The organism is Polaromonas sp. UC242_47 (assembly GCF_044452385.1).
Taxonomy (GTDB): domain Bacteria; phylum Pseudomonadota; class Gammaproteobacteria; order Burkholderiales; family Burkholderiaceae_C; genus Polaromonas.
Genome location: NZ_JBIOAO010000001.1, coordinates 1,207,348 through 1,224,277, shown reverse-complemented (window position 1 = coordinate 1,224,277; position 16,930 = coordinate 1,207,348). Strand labels below are relative to the sequence as shown.

Annotated in this window: 14 protein-coding genes; all 14 read left to right on the top strand. The window is 62.8% G+C overall.

Going from position 1 to position 16,930, the window contains the following annotated elements; genetic code table 11:
* Positions 1-102 precede the first annotated feature (102 nt).
* The gene (gene asd / locus ACHMXK_RS05945; RefSeq protein WP_397438532.1) at positions 103-1,242 is read left to right on the top strand and encodes an aspartate-semialdehyde dehydrogenase; all 1,140 of its coding nucleotides are present in this window, start codon (positions 103-105) and stop codon (positions 1,240-1,242) included.
* 263 nt (positions 1,243-1,505) lie between these two features.
* Positions 1,506-4,082 carry a FimV/HubP family polar landmark protein gene (locus tag ACHMXK_RS05940; protein WP_397438530.1) on the top strand — a complete coding sequence of 859 codons (2,577 nt, stop codon included), beginning with the start codon at positions 1,506-1,508 and terminating at the stop codon, positions 4,080-4,082.
* Positions 4,083-4,260: 178 nt separating this feature from the next.
* The gene (gene truA / locus ACHMXK_RS05935) at positions 4,261-5,055 is read left to right on the top strand and encodes a tRNA pseudouridine(38-40) synthase TruA (RefSeq protein ID WP_397438528.1); all 795 of its coding nucleotides are present in this window, start codon (positions 4,261-4,263) and stop codon (positions 5,053-5,055) included.
* A 142-nt stretch (positions 5,056-5,197) separates the two neighbouring features.
* A complete protein-coding gene (locus ACHMXK_RS05930) occupies positions 5,198-5,923 on the top strand; it encodes a phosphoribosylanthranilate isomerase (RefSeq protein ID WP_397438526.1) in 726 nt (241 codons plus the stop codon).
* Positions 5,901-7,151: a tryptophan synthase subunit beta gene (gene trpB / locus ACHMXK_RS05925; protein WP_397438524.1), complete on the top strand. Its 1,251-nt coding sequence runs from the start codon at positions 5,901-5,903 to the stop codon at positions 7,149-7,151. The genes ACHMXK_RS05930 and trpB overlap by 23 nt, the downstream gene beginning before the upstream one ends.
* A complete protein-coding gene (trpA, locus tag ACHMXK_RS05920; RefSeq protein ID WP_397438523.1) occupies positions 7,148-7,981 on the top strand; it encodes a tryptophan synthase subunit alpha in 834 nt (277 codons plus the stop codon). Before trpB ends, trpA begins: the two co-directional genes overlap by 4 nt.
* An 83-nt stretch (positions 7,982-8,064) precedes the next feature.
* Complete coding sequence (accD, locus tag ACHMXK_RS05915; protein ID WP_397438521.1) at positions 8,065-8,937, top strand: acetyl-CoA carboxylase, carboxyltransferase subunit beta; 873 nt, start codon at positions 8,065-8,067, stop codon at positions 8,935-8,937.
* Between the two features lie 239 nt (positions 8,938-9,176).
* Complete coding sequence (locus ACHMXK_RS05910) at positions 9,177-10,568, top strand: ABC transporter substrate-binding protein (protein ID WP_397438519.1); 1,392 nt, start codon at positions 9,177-9,179, stop codon at positions 10,566-10,568.
* A gap of 95 nt (positions 10,569-10,663) precedes the next feature.
* On the top strand, positions 10,664-11,695 hold the full coding sequence (locus tag ACHMXK_RS05905) for an ABC transporter ATP-binding protein (protein WP_397438517.1): 1,032 nt from the start codon (positions 10,664-10,666) through the stop codon (positions 11,693-11,695).
* A 112-nt stretch (positions 11,696-11,807) separates the two neighbouring features.
* Positions 11,808-12,746, top strand: a complete 939-nt coding sequence (locus ACHMXK_RS05900) for a carbohydrate ABC transporter permease (RefSeq protein WP_397438515.1) — start codon at positions 11,808-11,810, stop codon at positions 12,744-12,746.
* A gap of 85 nt (positions 12,747-12,831) precedes the next feature.
* On the top strand, positions 12,832-13,680 hold the full coding sequence (locus tag ACHMXK_RS05895; protein ID WP_397438513.1) for a carbohydrate ABC transporter permease: 849 nt from the start codon (positions 12,832-12,834) through the stop codon (positions 13,678-13,680).
* A gap of 35 nt (positions 13,681-13,715) precedes the next feature.
* Complete coding sequence (locus ACHMXK_RS05890; RefSeq protein ID WP_397438512.1) at positions 13,716-14,201, top strand: adenosine-specific kinase; 486 nt, start codon at positions 13,716-13,718, stop codon at positions 14,199-14,201.
* A gap of 350 nt (positions 14,202-14,551) precedes the next feature.
* Positions 14,552-15,190 carry an LON peptidase substrate-binding domain-containing protein gene (locus ACHMXK_RS05885; RefSeq protein WP_397438510.1) on the top strand — a complete coding sequence of 213 codons (639 nt, stop codon included), beginning with the start codon at positions 14,552-14,554 and terminating at the stop codon, positions 15,188-15,190.
* A 155-nt stretch (positions 15,191-15,345) separates the two neighbouring features.
* A complete protein-coding gene (gene lysS, locus ACHMXK_RS05880; RefSeq protein WP_397438508.1) occupies positions 15,346-16,908 on the top strand; it encodes a lysine--tRNA ligase in 1,563 nt (520 codons plus the stop codon).
* Positions 16,909-16,930 lie beyond the last annotated feature (22 nt).

Below are 16,930 nucleotides of genomic sequence, written 5' to 3'. Positions count from 1 at the left end.
AACGACAACCATTAAAGGCTAGCAAGCCTGGTTCGTCGTGCCCGCTGGCTCGATGAGCCGGACCCAAAAAGCCGACTTTTTAGTACTTTTTGAAGGGCACCCATGAAACTCACAGGCAATCTCACAGGACTCGTAGGCTGGCGCGGCATGGTCGGCTCGGTGCTGATCGACCGCATGCAGGCCGAAGGCGACTTCGAGCTGATCGAACCGGTTTTCTTCTCGACCTCCAATGCCGGCGGCAAAGCCCCGGCCCAGGCGAAGAACGAAACCACGCTGAAGGACGCCTACGACATAGCGGCCCTCAAGAAGTGCGACATCATCATCACCGCACAAGGCGGCGATTACACCTCGGAAGTTTTCCCCAAGCTGCGCGCGGCGGGCTGGACAGGCCACTGGATTGATGCGGCCTCCACCCTGCGCATGAACGACGACGCCGTCATCATCCTGGACCCGGTGAACCTGCCCGTCATCAAAAATGCCATGGCCAAGGGCGGCAACAACTGGGTGGGCGGCAACTGCACCGTCAGTTGCATGTTGATGGGCGTGGGCGCGTTGTACAAGGCCGGTCTGGTCGAGTGGATGACCAGCATGACTTACCAGGCCGCTTCCGGCGGCGGCGCGCAACACATGCGCGAGCTGTTGACCCAGTTCGGCACGCTCAACAGCGAAGTCAAGTCCCTGCTGGACGACCCGAAATCGGCCATTCTGGAGATCGACCGCCGCATTCTGGCCAAGCAGCAATCGCTCTCCGCCGGTGAAACCGCCAACTTCGGCGTGCCGCTGGGCGGCAGCCTGATTCCCTGGATCGACAAGGATCTGGGCAACGGCATGAGCAAGGAAGAGTGGAAAGGCGGCGCCGAAACCAACAAGATCCTGGGCCAGGGTGCGAGCTTCGGCACCGCCGAAACCCCGGTCGACGGTTTTTGCGTGCGGATTGGCGCCATGCGTTGCCACAGCCAGGCGCTGACCTTCAAGCTGAAAAAAGACGTGCCACTGGCCGATATCGAGGCCCTGATCGCCGCCGACAACGACTGGGTCAAAGTGGTGCCCAACACGCGCGAAGCCAGCATCACCGACCTGACCCCGGTCGCCGTAACCGGCACCATGACGATTCCCGTGGGCCGGCTGCGCAAGTTGGCCATGGGCCCCGACTACCTGGGCGCTTTCACGGTGGGCGACCAGTTGTTGTGGGGTGCGGCCGAGCCTCTGCGGCGCATGTTGCGCATCCTGCTGCAGGCCTGAACCGCCTGACTTGCAGCTTGCAAAACAGCCAGACCAGCGGCCGGACCGCTGGTAAGCACTTGTATCTGGACGTTGCCATCAGACAACAACTCCAAGTTGTAAGCCGACGCTAACCCGGTGTGTCAAAACTTAAGTGCTGTCTTAGCTTGTCAGCCTAATGCCTTGATGTTAATGTTGTTTTGTCGAAAATTAGCGTTGAGGTTTTTGTGCGGACCAGCCGAATAAAGTTAAATGCAGACCGAGCAACGGAGGCTCAAATTCCCATGAACCATCCCCGCCCCTGGCGTATGGGTGCCGTGGCCGCTGCCATTGCCCTGTTGGGCAGTCTCGCCACCCTGCCTGCCCATGCCTTGGGTTTGGGCCGAATCACGGTTCAGTCTGCCCTAGGTGAACCGCTACGGGCTGAAATCGACATTGCTGAAATCAACGCCGAAGAAGCCGCCAGCCTGCGCGCCAGCGTGGCCAGCGCCGACGCCTTCAAGGCCGCCGGCCTGGAATTCAGCCCGGCCATGGCCAATGTGCAGATCAGCCTGCAACGCCGCCCGGACGGCCGGTCTTTCCTGCGTTTGAGCAGCGACCGGCCTGTCAGCGAACCTTTTGTCGATTTGATTCTGGAAGCCCGCTGGGCGTCCGGACGCGTCGTGCGTGATTACACGATGTTGTTTGACCCACCCAATCTGCGCCAGGCCAACGCTGCGCCCATGCCGGCCCCGACCGCCCCCATGGTCTCGCGGCCTGCGGCACCCGTCGCCTCTTTGCCTGCGGCTCCCGCAGCACCTTATTCCCCGCCCGTGCAGGCCAAAGCCCCGGCAGTTGCAGCCAAAGCACCGGCACCACGTGCCCTACCCGCTGACAAGGCACCTGCTGCCGACGGCCAGAAAGTCACGGTCAAGGCTGGTGATACCGCCGGCAAACTGGCTGCGCAGCACAAACCTGCCAACGTCTCGCTGGACCAGATGCTGGTGGCCCTGCTGAACAGCAACCCCGATGCCTTTGTAGGCGGCAACATCAACCGGCTCAAAGCCGGTGCCGTGCTGGACGTGCCGGGCGCCGACCAGGCCGGCGCTGTTTCTGCAGGCGAAGCCAAACAAACCATTCTTGCGCAAAGCAAGGACTTCAACGAATTTCGCCGCAAACTGGCCGAAGGTGCACCCGCCACCCAGGTCGCCAGCGCTGATCGCCAGGCGGCCGGCAAGGTCCAGGCCAAGGTCGAAGACAAGGCACCGGCAGCAGCCACACCCGACAAACTGACCCTGTCCAAGGGCGCTGTCCAGGGCAAAGCCGCCGCCGAAGAAAAAATCGTGCAGGAGCGCCAGGCCAAAGAAGCTGCCGCCCGCGTGGCCGAGCTGTCCAAAAACATCAGCGACCTGAACAAGCTGAGCGGCACGCCGGCCAGCCCCGCCGTCGCGGCCCCCGCTGCAGCCAGCCCGGCAGCACCGGGTGTGACCCTTGCCACGCCCGCTCCGCTGACAGCCGCCGCACCCCAAAGTCCGGTCAGCAGCGCGGCAGTCCCAGCCATCGCAGCGGCAGCCATGCAGGCTGCCAGTGCAGCCCTTGAGCCAGCCGCCCCCGCGGTCGCCGCGGCCACACCCGCCAGCGCACCGGCCCCGGTGGCCGTTGCACCGGTCAAGAAGCCCGTGGTGGTGGCCCCGCCACCGCCGCCCGAGCCCAGTCTGCTCGACGAACTGATGGACAACCCGCTGCTCATGGCGGGCGGCGCCAGCTTGCTGGTCTTGCTGGCCGCCCTCGGTTTGTACCGGGTCCGTCAGCGCAAAAATGCAGTCTCGGTGGACAGCTCCTTCCTGGAAAGCCGGCTGCAGCCCGACTCCTTCTTCGGCGCCAGCGGTGGTCAGCGCATAGACACCAACGACGCCGCTGACGCCAATGTCACCGGCTCGTCCATGGTGTATTCGCCCAGCCAGCTCGATGCGGCCGGCGATGTGGATCCGGTGGCCGAAGCCGATGTTTACCTCGCCTATGGGCGCGACCTGCAGGCCGAGGAAATCCTCAAGGAAGCGATACGCGTCAGCCCCACCCGCGTGGCCATCCATGCCAAGCTGATGGAAATTTACGCCAAACGCCGCGATACCAAGGCCTTTGAAGCCGTGGCGACCGAGGCCTTCGACCTGACCCAGGGCCATGGCGTCGAATGGGCGCACATGGCGGAAATGGGCCGCGAGCTGGACCCCGCCAACCCGATGTACCAGCCGGATGGCCAGCCGGCGCCCGCAAGCGCCGGTTTTGCTGCCGCGACCAGCGCTGCGACGTTTTCCATGTCAACCCAGCCGCAAAACCTGCAGCCGACGCCTGAACCGATCGCCTCGGCGCTGGACTTTGACCTGGATCTGGACTTTTCGCTGGACGACGAGCCGGCGGCGACAGCAGTTGCCCCGACGCCCGTGCCACCTATCGAACCCACCGTGTCCGTCCCGGCCGCAGCCCCCCAGGGCCATGGCCTGGACTTCAGCTCGGCCACCTTGACGCTCCCGACAGCGCCGGTCACGACGACCCCTGCCCCGCTGGACCATGGGCTGAATTTCAGCACCGAACCGGCCGTCGCAACAGCCAGCAGCCTGCCGGATACCTCAGGCGGCATGCTGGAGTTTGACCTGGGCGCCCTGTCCCTGGACCTGGACGACCCCACCACCGAAAGCCAGGTGGTCACGGTCTCGTCACCCGCGAATCCCGAAGACCCACTGGAAACCAAGTTTGCGCTGGCGGAAGAATTCCGGGCCATTGGCGACACCGAGGGTGCCCGCTCGCTGGCCGAAGAAGTGCTGGCACATTCCAGCGGCGCGCTCAAAGGCAAGGCCAAGGCCTTCCTCAGCGCGCTGTCGTGAGTATCATCCTGCGCCCCGGAAATACCGAAACATGAAAGTGCGCTGCCTTGTTGATCCTTGCATCCAAGGCGGCGCTTCCAGCCTTGCACCGCTCCAGCCACCCATTCCTTCAGCACCTGAAGCTGCTTCCGCTTGGCAGCACTAGTCTGAACCCGTCTCATTCACCCAGGAGCTGTCCGTGAGGATCGCGCTGGGCCTCAGTTACAACGGCGGTCGTTACGAAGGCTGGCAAAGCCAGCTCTCGGGCAACACGGTGCAGGACCAGCTGGAAAAAGCGCTGGGCAAGTTCGCCGCCCAACCGATCCGTACCCTGTGTGCCGGCCGCACCGATGCTGGCGTGCACGGCCTGATGCAGGTGGTGCACTTTGACACCTTGCTGGCGCGTGAAACCGCCTCCTGGGTGCGCGGCACCAATGCCTTTTTGCCGCGCGACATCGCCGTGCAATGGGCGCGGCAAGTGCCCGATACCTTTCATTGCCGAGGCAGTGCCATCGCACGCCGTTACGCCTATGTGCTGCTGGAGTCACCGGTGCGCCCCAGCGTGGAAGCCGGGCGTGTCGGCTGGGTCTACCGCCCCATGGACGAAGCGGCCATGCGGCAGGCCATCACCCACCTGATCGGCGAACACGACTTCAGCTCCTTCCGCGCCGCCCAATGCCAGGCTAAGTCCCCGGTCAAAACCATCAGCCGGATCGAGATCAGCCGGCGTGGGGAAGGCGAGTCCCGCTACTGGCGCTTCGAGTTCGAGGCCAACGCCTTTTTGCACCACATGATCCGCAACATCATGGGCTGCCTGGTGGCCATAGGCCAGGGCAGCCACACGCCCGACTGGCTGGCCGAGGTGGTAGCGGCACGCAGCCGCCAGGTCGCCGCCCCTACATTTTCCCCCGACGGCCTGTATTTTCTGGGGCCCGTCTACGAAGACCACTACGGCTTGCCGGTGCGCACGGCAGCCTATGATTGGTTGCCATGAAAGTAACGGCCCCCACGCTCCCCGCTTCGCGTGGTTCGCTGCCCCCCGAGGGGGCCGCTGCGCCTGCGGCCCGGCAAAGCCGGTTCCGCGGCCCTGGCTGGAATAAAGCGCTTATGCGTTGCCCTCCATCAGGGGCTGGCTTATGAACTTTTCTTCGCCATCTGTGCGCACTCGTATCAAAATCTGCGGCCTGACACGTGAAGAAGACGTGGACGCGGCGGTCGCCGCCGGGGCTGATGCGATCGGTTTTGTCATGTACGACGCCAGTCCGCGCCACGTCACGGCCCAGCGCGCCGCCGAACTGGCCCGCCGCCTGCCGCCTTTTGTGACGCCGGTGCTGCTGTTTGTCAATGCATCCGCTCCTGAAATCATAGCTGCCTGCACCCATGTACCAATGGCCTTGCTGCAATTTCATGGCGATGAAACGCCAGAGACCTGTTTGCAAGCCGGCCGGCCCTTCATGCGTGCTGCCCGCATCCCACTGGACGAAATAACCGTCCCTGGCCCGGCCCGCTTCGATCTCGTAAAATACGCAGAAGACTTCAAGGCTGCCCAGGCCATCCTGCTCGACGCTCATGTCGAGGGTTATGGTGGCGGCGGAAAAACATTCAATTGGTCACTTCTTCCTCCAAGCGTCAATGCTCACCTCGTTTTGTCTGGTGGACTCACACCTGCAAACGTGACCGATGGCATTTTGCAAGTCCGGTCGCGTTGTAAAACGCTGGCCGTTGATGTGAGCTCCGGTGTCGAGATTTCGAAAGGAATCAAAAGCGCCGAAAAGATCAATCAGTTTGTCGCAGCCGTCCGGGCTGCCGACGACTTACTTGCAAAGAACCCTTCTCACCATGTTCGATTACCAGCAACCTGATCCGACAGGCCATTTCGGGATTTACGGCGGTAGTTTTGTTTCAGAAACCCTGACCCACGCCATCAATGAGCTGAAAGACGCTTACGCGAAATACCAGCACGACCCGGAATTCCTCGCCGAATTCCATTCCGAGCTCAAACATTTTGTAGGCCGGCCTTCGCCGATTTACCACGCGGCCCGCATGAGCCGCGAGCAAGGCGGCGCGCAGATTTATTTGAAGCGCGAAGACCTGAACCACACCGGCGCGCACAAGATCAACAACACCATCGGTCAGGCCATGCTGGCCAAACGCATGGGCAAACCGCGCGTGATTGCCGAAACCGGTGCCGGACAACACGGCGTGGCCACGGCCACCATTTGTGCGCGTTACGGCCTGGAATGTGTGGTTTACATGGGCAGCGAAGACGTCAAGCGTCAAAGCCCCAATGTCTACCGCATGAAACTGCTGGGCGCCACCGTGGTGCCGGTCGAATCCGGCAGCAAAACCCTGAAAGACGCGCTCAACGAAGCCATGCGCGACTGGGTCGCCAACGTGGACAACACCTTCTACATCATTGGCACGGTCGCCGGCCCCCATCCCTACCCGATGATGGTGCGCGATTTCCAGAGTGTGATCGGCGAGGAATGCCTGACACAGATGCCCGAAATGACAGGCGGCCCCCAACCCGATGCGGTGATTGCCTGCGTCGGCGGCGGCAGCAATGCCATGGGCATTTTCCACCCCTACATCGCCCACGAAAACACACGCTTGATCGGCGTCGAAGCCGCCGGCGAAGGCATGGACAGCGGCAAACATTCGGCCTCGCTGCAACGCGGCAGCCCCGGGGTCTTGCACGGCAACCGCACCTATGTGCTGCAAAACGAAGACGGCCAGGTCACCGAAACCCACAGCATCAGCGCTGGTCTGGACTACCCCGGCGTCGGCCCGGAACACGCGTTTTTGAAAGACATAGGCCGCGCCGAATACGTCGGCATCACCGACGGAGAAGCACTCGCGGCTTTTCACTACCTGTGCCGCACCGAAGGCATCATCCCGGCGCTGGAGTCCAGCCATGCGGTCGCCTACGCGATGAAACTCGCCAAAACCATGCGGGTCGACCAGTCCATCCTCGTCAACCTCTCGGGCCGCGGCGACAAGGACATAGGCACCGTGGCGGATTTGTCGGGGGCAGATTTTTACGACCGCCCGTCCATGCGCGGCCACACGGTCAAGGGAGCGCAAGCATGAGCCGCATCGCTGCCACCTTCGCCAAGCTGAAAAGCGACAAACGCAAAGCCCTGATTCCCTACGTCACGGCCGGCTTCCCCTTTGCCGACATCACCCCCGAGCTGATGCACGGCATGGTGGCCGGCGGCGCCGATGTGATTGAACTCGGCGTGCCTTTTTCCGACCCGAGCGCCGACGGCCCGGTGATCCAGAAGGCCGGCGACCAGGCCCTGGCCATGGGTATTGGCATGGTGCAGGTGCTGGAGATGGTGCGGGTTTTTCGCCAAACCGACAGCCGGACGCCCGTGGTGCTGATGGGTTATGCCAACCCGATCGAAGCCTACGACCTCAAACGCGGTAAAGACGCGTTTGTGCGCGATGCGGCTGCGGCCGGCGTGGACGGTGTGCTGGTGGTCGACTACCCGCCCGAAGAATGTGTGGCTTTTGCCGCCACCTTGCGCGCCCACGGCGTGGACCTGATTTTCCTGCTGGCCCCCACCAGCACCGATGCACGCATGGCGCAAATCGCCGAAGTCGCCAGCGGTTATGTGTATTACGTCTCGCTCAAGGGTGTGACCGGTTCCGGCGCGCTCGATCTGGGCGCCGTCGAGGCCATGTTGCCGCGTATACGCCAGCATGTCAGTGTCCCGGTGGGTGTCGGTTTTGGCATACGCGACGCGGCCACGGCCCAGGCCATCAGCCGCGTCGCCGACGCCGTCGTCATCGGCAGCCGCATCATCCAGCTCATTGACGGCCAGCCGCGCGATAAGGTCGCGCCCCTGGTGCGCGACTTCCTGCTCGGCATCCGCCAGGCGCTGGACGGCGTGCCCGGTCCCGGAGACAGCGCATAATCCCCCTTCTTTTCCGGTTTTGCCCCTGCGAACGGCCTGTGCCGCCCAGGGGCCGCCACCCAACAAGGACATAAGGACCCATCATGTCTTGGCTAGAAAAACTCCTCCCGCCCAAAATCACCCCGACCAACCCGACCGAGCGCCGCAGCGTGCCGGAAGGCCTGTGGATCAAGTGCCCCAGCTGTGAAGCCGTGCTGTACAAGACCGATCTGGAAAAAAACCAGAACGTCTGCCCGCAATGCAGCCACCACCACCGCATGGGCGCCCGCGCCCGGCTGGACGCTTTCCTGGATGCCGAAGGCCGTTACGAGCTGGGCCAGGAAGTTTTGCCGGTGGACCCGCTCAAATTCAAGGACAGCCGCAAATACCCCGAACGCCTGAAAGAAGCCCTGGAAAACACCCAGGAGACCGATGCCCTCATCGTCATGGGCGGCGCGGTGCACAGCATCGGTGTGGTGGTCGCCTGTTTTGAATTTGACTTCATGGGCGGCAGCATGGGCAGCGTGGTCGGCGAGCGTTTTGTGCGCGGCGTACATGCGGCCATCGAGCAAAAAGTGCCGTTTATCTGCTTCACCGCCACCGGCGGCGCACGTATGCAGGAAGGCTTGTTGAGCCTGATGCAGATGGCCAAAACCAATGCTTCGCTGACGCGCCTGGCCAAAAAGGGCCTGCCCTATATCAGCGTGCTGACCGACCCCACCATGGGCGGCGTGAGCGCCGGCTTCGCTTTTGTCGGCGATATCGTGATTGCCGAGCCCAAAGCCCTGATTGGTTTTGCCGGCCCGCGTGTCATCGAATCCACCGTGCGCGTGACTCTGCCCGAAGGCTTTCAACGCGCCGAATTCTTGCAGACCAAAGGCGCGATCGACTTCATCTGCGACCGGCGCGAATTGCGCAAGACGGTGGCGAACTCGCTGGCCATGCTCTTGAAGCAGCCGGCTGACGCGGTTAGTTAGCAAGCTCGGCACCGCTTGAACCTTTCACCTGGAGGCGTGGGTTGCAGCCAACTAGGAGCTCAGCCCCCGCTCAGGCATCTGCGGCGGCGCTGGGGCCGGTACGGGTCCATTTGACGGGCAGGGCGATCATCCAGGGGATTCTTGCTTTATCCCGGCATAAGCTCTAATATCAAAAAAGGCAAGCACCCGCAGCACCATCGGAACGAGTGCCTACTTCTCTTTTGAACGAGGAGATAGCCATGGCGAACGAGACAAGGGTAGTTCATTCGCGCCAGGACATTGCGTCCGGTCGGTTAACCCGCACCGATGCCCGCCGGCGCCGCATCATCCAGGCTGCCGGCGCAGCCGGCCTCGCTGCCGGCCTCGGCCCCTTCATTCTTCCGGACAGGGCACACGCAGCGAAACGAACGCTGAAGATACTGCAGTGGAACCACTTCGTGCCGGGTTACGACAAGTGGTTCGACAATACCTATGTGAAGGAATGGGGGCAGAAGAACGATACCGAGGTGATCGTGGATCATGTCGGCATTCCTGCGCTCGCCACACGCGCCGCCGCCGAAGTCTCGGCGCAAAAGGGCCACGACCTGTTCATGTTCCTGTCGCCGCCGCCGGTGTACGAGGAGCAGGTCATCGACCATCGCGAGATTTACGAGGAATGCCAGCGCAAGCACGGCAAGCCGGTCGAGTTGGCGATCAGGAGCACGTACAACCCGAAGACGAAAAAGTATTTCGGCTTTTCCGACAGCTTCGTGCCCGATCCGATCAACTACCGCAAGGACCTGTGGGACGAGATCGGCATAGCGCCGCCCGACAGCTGGGACGATGTGCTGACCGCTGGTCGCAAGATCAAGCAGAAGCGCAACATCCCGGTGGGCATCGGTTTGTCCGCCGAGCTCGACACCGCGATGGCGATGCGCACCATCTTGTTCGCCTACGGCGGCTCGGTGCAAGACGACCACGCGAACGTGGTCTTGAACTCGAAGAACACGCTGGAGGCGGTGAAGTTCGTCAAAGCCCTGTATCAGGACACCATGACGCCGGAAGTGCTGGCGTGGGACCCGTCGTCCAACAACCGCGCCATGCTCGCCGGCAAGATCTCGCTCTGTCTCAACGCCATTTCCATCACCCGGGAGGGCGAAAACAAGAATATCCCGGGCACGCCCGACATCTGGCTGACCCAGGCGCTGCGAGGCCCGGTACGGCGCATCGGCATGGAGCACGTGATGGACTGCTACGTGATCTGGAAATTTGCCGAAAACATCGGCGGCGCGAAGAAGTTCCTGGTCGACTACATCGATAACTTCCGGCAAGGCTTCCTGGGCAGCGAGTTCTACAATTTCCCGTGCTTCCCCAGCACCGTGCCGGACCTGCAGAAGCTGATTACCGACGACCCCAAGGCCCAGCCCCACGACAAGTACAAGGTGCTCGGCACGCTGATGAACCAGGCCACCAACGTCGGTTACCCCGGCTATGCGAATGCCGCCATCGACGAGATCTTCAACACCTGGGTGCTCAACACCATGTTCGCCAAGGCGGCCACCGGCGACGAGACGCCGGAGAATGCGGTGCGGCAGGCGGAAGTCGCATGCAAGCGAATTTTCGCCAAGTGGCGGGCGAAGGGCCTGGTGTGATCTGCGGCAGCGCCGAGCCTGCCGCAGGGCAATAAGCTTGGGCTGCGCGCGGCGCAGCCCGACCAGCCCGGACTTTCACGCGCGAATGACCGATCATGGCGACCGTAGAAACCCGCTCACTCACCAAGCGCTTCGATGGCGGCAACGCGGTGGACGGCATTGACCTTGCCGTGCGCGAAGCGGAATTTCTGGTGCTGCTGGGGCCATCCGGCTCCGGCAAAACGACGCTGCTGCGCATGATCGCCGGGCTGGAGGCGCCGACTTCGGGCGACATCCTGGTGGATGGCCGGGTCGTGACCGGGCTGCCGCCCAGGGCGCGCAACATGGCGATGGTGTTCCAGAGCTATGCGCTGTATCCGCATCTGAGCGTGTTCGGCAACATCGCGTTTCCGCTGCAGGCGCAGCGCATGTCGCGCGACGCGATCGGCAAGAAAGTGGACTGGGCCGCGACGCTGTTCGGCATCGCTCACCTGCTCGCCCGCAAACCGCGCCAACTGTCCGGCGGCGAGCGCCAGCGGGTGGCACTGGCGCGCGCCGTGGTGCGCGAGCCGCTGGCGTTCCTGCTCGACGAGCCCTTGTCCAATCTCGACGCCAAGCTCAGAACCTCGGCCCGCGACGAACTGCAGCAGTTCCAGCGCCGGCTGGCGACGACGACCATCTACGTCACCCACGACCAGATCGAGGCGCTGGGCCTGGGTGACCGCATCGCCATCCTCGATCACGGCCGGATCCATCAGCTCGGCACCCCGCAGCAGGTGTACGAGCATCCCGCCAACATCTTCGTCGCCACCTTCATCGGCTCGCCACCGATGAACCTGGTTGCGGCCGACGGCACGGTGACCGGCTTTCGCCCCGAGCACTTCCTGCCGCACGACGCGTATCCGGCCGACGAAGCGCTGAGCCCGTTCCCGTTTCTCGTCACGCGGATCGAGAACCTGGGCTCGGACCGCCTGGTGTACGGCGTGCTGGAGCCGCCGCAGCCGGCGGCCAAGGTCATCTCGCGCATCCCGTGCACGGTCGCGACACCGATAGCGACCGGCGCACACTACCCTTTCGCGGTGCGCCGCCTCGACCTGCGGCGATTCGATCCGCAGTCCGGCGTCAGCCTCGGAGCGGGACCGCCATGAGCCGCCGGGCCGCTCCCAAGGCGACAACGAAGTTGCGGCGAAAACTCACAACTGGGCGAAGCACTTGTGATGTCGTAGCCAATACCGCAGCGCGTAGCGCGGAGGTTAGCTGATGAGCGCGCACGTTTCCGCCGCTGCCACTGCTCCGGCGCAGCGTCCGGTGCGGCGTTGGCTGGACGACGACCAATGGCTCGGCCGCCTGATGCTCGCGCCGGCCGTGATTTACGTCGTGCTGCTGGTCGGTTTTCCGTTTCTACTGTCGATTTATTACAGCCTGTCCGATGCCACCGTGGGCAGCCGGGCGCTGCATTTCGTCGGCATGGAAAATTTCCGGCGCATCCTGGAAAGCGACACCTTTTGGCGCTCGCTGCGCAATGCGCTGGTCTTCACGCTGGCGTCCCAGTTGCTGGTCGTGGTGCTGGCCAAGATCCTGGCGATGGCGCTGTACGGCGATTTCCGCGGCAAATGGCTGGTGCGGCTGTTGATCCTCCTGCCGTGGGTGGCGCCGATCTCGCTCGGCACCATCGGCTGGCTGTGGATCTTCGACCCGGTCTACAGCATCATCAACTGGACCCTGCGCGCGCTCGGCTTGCTCGCCCCGAATGCCTGGCCGATCTGGCTCGGCCAGCCTAATCTGGCGATGGCGTCGGTCATCCTGGTCGACGTGTGGCGCCTGCTGCCGCTCGCGACGGTGATCATCCTGGCCGGCTTGAGCGGGATTCCGCAGGACATCCACGACGCCGCGGCGATGGACGGCGCCGGGTTCTGGCGTCACCTGTTCCGCATCAACATTCCGCTGGTGATGCCGATCATGCTGGTGGCCTTGCTGTTCGGCATCGTGTTTACCTTCACCGACATGATCATCATCTTCGTGCTGACCCGCGGCGGACCGTACGACACGACGCAGGTGCTGGCGAGCCTGGCGTTTTTCACCGGCATTCAAGGCGGTGATCTGGCCGAGGGCGCGGCGATCTCGCTGTTCCTGTTCCCCGTGCTGGTGGCGGTCGTGATATTGCTGCTGACCATCGCACGCCGTACCGAGGTGACCTGAAGGATGAAACACCCCCACGCTCACTCCGCTCCCTGCCCCCCGAGGGGGCGCTCAGTGCCCTTCAGGCGGCCGGGCGGGCACTAACATGACGACGACACGCTGGAAGCGCTGGGGCGCACGCAGCGGCCATTTCGGCCTGCTGGCCGCGTTCGTGGCGTTCTGCGCCTTCCCGTTCTACTGGATGCTGATCACCACCTTCAAGGGCACCCTTGACCTGATCAATACCGCCAACAACCCATTCATATTCAACAGCCCGCCGACGCTGGACAACCTGCGCGTACTGTTCTTTGACACCCAGTACGCGCGCTGGATGCTCAATACGCTGGAAGTTGGCGTTGCCGTCGTGCTCATCACGCTGCTGCTCGCGGTGCCCGCCGGCTACAGCCTGGCGCGCCTGTCCGGGCGCTGGGGGCGGCAACTGGCGATCGGCATCTTCCTCACCTATCTGATTCCACCCACGATCCTGTTCATCCCGTTCTCTCGCATCATCGGCTCGCTCGGCCTGCAGGATTCTCTCTGGTCGCTAGTGCTGGTGTATCCGAGCTTCACCGTTCCGTTCTGCACCTGGCTGATGATGGGCTTCTTCAAGGCCGTGCCGCGCGACATCGAGGAAGCGGCGATGATGGACGGCTTAAGCCGCTTCGGCGCCTTCCTGAAAGTCGTGGTGCCGCTGTCCTCGGCCGGGATACTGACCGTCGTCATTTTCACGCTCACGCTGGTGATGCAGGAATTCGTCTACGCGCTGACCTTCATCACCAGCTCGTCGCAATATACGGTCAGCGTCGGCGTGCCGACTTTCCTGGTGCGCGGCGACGTGTATTTCTGGGGCTCGCTGATGGGTGCCTGCCTGATCGTGAGTGTGCCGATCGCGGTGCTTTACAACCTCTTCGTGGACCGCTTCGTCGCGGGGTTCACCGTTGGCGCGGTCAAGTGATAGGGTCATCGGAATAGCAAAAGAAGGAGTTCGATATGCAACTCATTACCGTGAAAATCGACAAGCCGGAAGCGACCAACTTCATTCTGGGGCAGACACACTTCATCAAGTCCGTCGAGGACCTCCATGAAGCGCTGGTGGCCGCCGTGCCTGGCATCAAGTTCGGTCTGGCCTTTTGCGAAGCTTCCGGCAAATGCCTGGTGCGATGGTCGGGCACCGATTCCGCCATGCTCGAACTGGCCCGCAACAACGCAAAGACCCTTGCTGCCGGCCATTGCTTCATCATTTTCCTGGGGGACGGCTTCTACCCGCTGAATGTGTTGAACACCGTCAAAATGGTTCCGGAGGTATGCCGCATTTTCTGCGCGACTGCCAATCCAGTCGAAGTGATTCTCGCGGAGACGCAGCAGGGGCGGGGCATCCTGGGCGTGGTGGACGGCTTCCCTCCCCAAGGGATCGAAGATGAGGGCGACATCGCCTGGCGCAAGAATTTGTTGCGGCAAATCGGCTACAAGCTCTGATCGAAGGACAGGCGCGACTGGACGGAATGCGATAAATCACGGACAACCGGGGTCAGACTCCAATTAAACCCCAAGCCATCTTCATCCACCAAGACGGGGCAAGACCATGAGCTTTGCAGGGACCGGCGTCTTCATCGACCGCAAGCTACAAAGCACCGACCCGCAAAACCGCTGCATTGCCAGACCACACGCAGATTGAGACCCGCTTCAGGCAAAACGGCTTGCGCAGCTCAGCAATCAGCCCCCTTGCAATATTCCCTCACTGGGCTTGGCATATCAGCTTACAGAAAGAATACGGGGTGACGAGAGCATGGGATGATATGGCTCACTGCAATTTAAAGCACGCTCCCATGTCCGAAGCCCTGCGACTCTCCTCCCTCCCGCTGTTTCCGCTGGGCACGGTGCTCTACCCCGGTGGCCTGCTGCCGCTGCGGATTTTCGAAGTCCGCTACCTCGACATGATCGGCAAATGCCACAAGACCGGCGCGCCTTTTGGCGTGGTCGCGCTGACACGGGGCGCCGAGGTGCGCAAGCCTGAGGGCGAAGCCGACGAGGCCTTCAATACCGTGGGCACGCTGGCCACCATCAGCTCGTTTTCCATGCCGCAGCCGGGCCTGATGATGATCCGCTGCACCGGAATGCAGCGCTTCGAGATTTCCAGCCGCGAAAAGCTCAAACACGGCTTGTGGATTGCCGACGTGACCCGCCTCGACGACGACCAGGCGGTCAAGGTCCCCGACGATTTGCGCGGCGCGGCCAACGCGCTGGGCAAACTGATCAAAACCCTGCAGGAGCGCGCCGTGCCGGCCGACGAGATGCCGCTGCTGCCGCCCTACCAGCTCGATGATTGCGGCTGGGTCGCCAACCGCTGGTGCGAGCTGCTGCCCATGCCGCTGGAGCTCAAACAGCGCCTGATGACGCTGGACAACCCGCTGGTCCGGCTGGAACTGGTCAGCGACATCCTGGAGCGCACCGGCATCGCCATGTGAGGCTTCTGCGGCTTAAATACGTGTTCCGCCCACGCGCCGCCCAAAACAGGCTCTTAAAAACCTAAAATCAGGGGTTTGGGGCTTTTCCCCTTTGGCCGGCCCTTGTACCCACCGGTCAATCCGGCGTGTCGCCTTTTTTTCAAGAACCTTTGCCCATGTCCAACAACACTACCCCTTCCCCGGCCGCTGCAGCAACCCCCGTGCAGGACGAAAACCAGCTGATGGCCGAGCGCCGCGAGAAGCTCAAGGCCATGCGCCAGCAGCAGGCCGAAGGACGTGGCGTGGCGTTTCCCAACGACATCAAACCGTCGCACCGCGCCGCCGACCTGTTTGCCGCCTACAGCGAAAAGACCAACGAAGAGCTGGAGTCGCTGGCCATCACGGTCAGCGTGGCCGGCCGCATGATGCTCAAACGTGTGATGGGCAAAGCCAGTTTTGCGACCCTGCAGGACGCCTCCTTCGGGCCCTCGAACGGGCGTATCCAGCTCTACATCAACAACGAAGGGGTGGGCGAAGACGTCCACAACGCGTTCAAACATTGGGACCTGGGTGACATCGTGGCCGCCAGCGGCAAGCTGTTTCGCACCAAGACCGGCGAGTTGTCGATCCATGCGACCAGCTTGCGCCTGGTCACCAAAAGCCTGCGTCCCCTGCCCGACAAGTTTCACGGCATGGCCGACCAGGAGGTCAAGTACCGCCAGCGTTATGTGGACCTGATCACCGACGCGGCCGCACGCCAGCGTTTTGCGGCCCGCAGCAAGGCCGTGTCGACCATGCGCAACTTCATGGTGGAGAACGAGTTTCTTGAAGTTGAAACACCCATGCTGCACCCGATTCCGGGCGGCGCCAATGCCAAACCTTTTGTCACGCACCACAACGCGCTGGACCAGCAGATGTTTCTGCGCATCGCGCCCGAGCTGTACCTGAAGCGCCTGATCGTCGGTGGGTTCGAGCGTGTGTTCGAGATCAACCGCAGCTTCCGCAACGAAGGCATCAGCGTGCGGCACAACCCCGAGTTCACGATGATGGAGTTCTACGCCGCCTGGTGGAACTACCAGGACTTGATGAGCTACACCGAAGACCTGATCCGCCACGTCGCCACACAAGTGGCCGGCGGCACGCAGCTCAGCTACCAGGGCAAACCGGTGGACCTGAGCCAGCCCTTTGAACGCCTGACCATACGCGAAGCCATCGTCAAACACACCGACGCCGGCACCAATGTGGACGACGCCGCCTGGCTGCTGGCCGCGCTGAAAAAGCTCGGCAAGTTCAGCGCCAAGGACAAGTTGGAGGCGCGCTCGCTGCCCAGCCTGCAGGTCATGTATTTTGAAGAGACGGTCGAAGAAAAACTCTGGCAGCCGACCTTCATCATGGAACACCCGACCGAAATTTCGCCGCTGGCCCGCGCCAACGACACGCGGCCGGAAGTGACCGAACGCTTTGAGCTGTACATCACCGGCCGCGAGTTCGGCAACGGCTTCAGCGAGCTCAACGACGCCGAAGACCAAGCCGCGCGTTTTTCCGCACAGTCCAGCGCCAAGGACGAAGGCGACGAAGAAGCCATGTATTACGACGCCGACTACGTGCGTGCGCTCGAATACGGCATGCCTCCCACCGGCGGTTGCGGCATCGGCATTGACCGCCTGATGATGCTGCTGACCGACAGCGCCAGCATTCGCGACGTGATTCTGTTCCCGGCCCTGCGGCGCGAGGCCTGAGGCCTGGCAGGTGCGCGCGCAC

What these genes read in the sequence shown, in the direction of transcription:
- asd (WP_397438532.1), top strand. Translation starts at nt 103, where the DNA reads ATGAAACTCACAGGCAATCTCACAGGACTCGTAGGCTGGCGCGGCATG.
- ACHMXK_RS05940 (WP_397438530.1), top strand. Translation starts at nt 1,506, where the DNA reads ATGAACCATCCCCGCCCCTGGCGTATGGGTGCCGTGGCCGCTGCCATT.
- ACHMXK_RS05930 (WP_397438526.1), top strand. Translation starts at nt 5,198, where the DNA reads ATGAACTTTTCTTCGCCATCTGTGCGCACTCGTATCAAAATCTGCGGC.
- trpB (WP_397438524.1), top strand. Translation starts at nt 5,901, where the DNA reads ATGTTCGATTACCAGCAACCTGATCCGACAGGCCATTTCGGGATTTAC.
- trpA (WP_397438523.1), top strand. Translation starts at nt 7,148, where the DNA reads ATGAGCCGCATCGCTGCCACCTTCGCCAAGCTGAAAAGCGACAAACGC.
- accD (WP_397438521.1), top strand. Translation starts at nt 8,065, where the DNA reads ATGTCTTGGCTAGAAAAACTCCTCCCGCCCAAAATCACCCCGACCAAC.
- ACHMXK_RS05910 (WP_397438519.1), top strand. Translation starts at nt 9,177, where the DNA reads ATGGCGAACGAGACAAGGGTAGTTCATTCGCGCCAGGACATTGCGTCC.
- ACHMXK_RS05905 (WP_397438517.1), top strand. Translation starts at nt 10,664, where the DNA reads ATGGCGACCGTAGAAACCCGCTCACTCACCAAGCGCTTCGATGGCGGC.
- ACHMXK_RS05900 (WP_397438515.1), top strand. Translation starts at nt 11,808, where the DNA reads ATGAGCGCGCACGTTTCCGCCGCTGCCACTGCTCCGGCGCAGCGTCCG.
- ACHMXK_RS05895 (WP_397438513.1), top strand. Translation starts at nt 12,832, where the DNA reads ATGACGACGACACGCTGGAAGCGCTGGGGCGCACGCAGCGGCCATTTC.
- ACHMXK_RS05890 (WP_397438512.1), top strand. Translation starts at nt 13,716, where the DNA reads ATGCAACTCATTACCGTGAAAATCGACAAGCCGGAAGCGACCAACTTC.
- ACHMXK_RS05885 (WP_397438510.1), top strand. Translation starts at nt 14,552, where the DNA reads ATGTCCGAAGCCCTGCGACTCTCCTCCCTCCCGCTGTTTCCGCTGGGC.
- lysS (WP_397438508.1), top strand. Translation starts at nt 15,346, where the DNA reads ATGTCCAACAACACTACCCCTTCCCCGGCCGCTGCAGCAACCCCCGTG.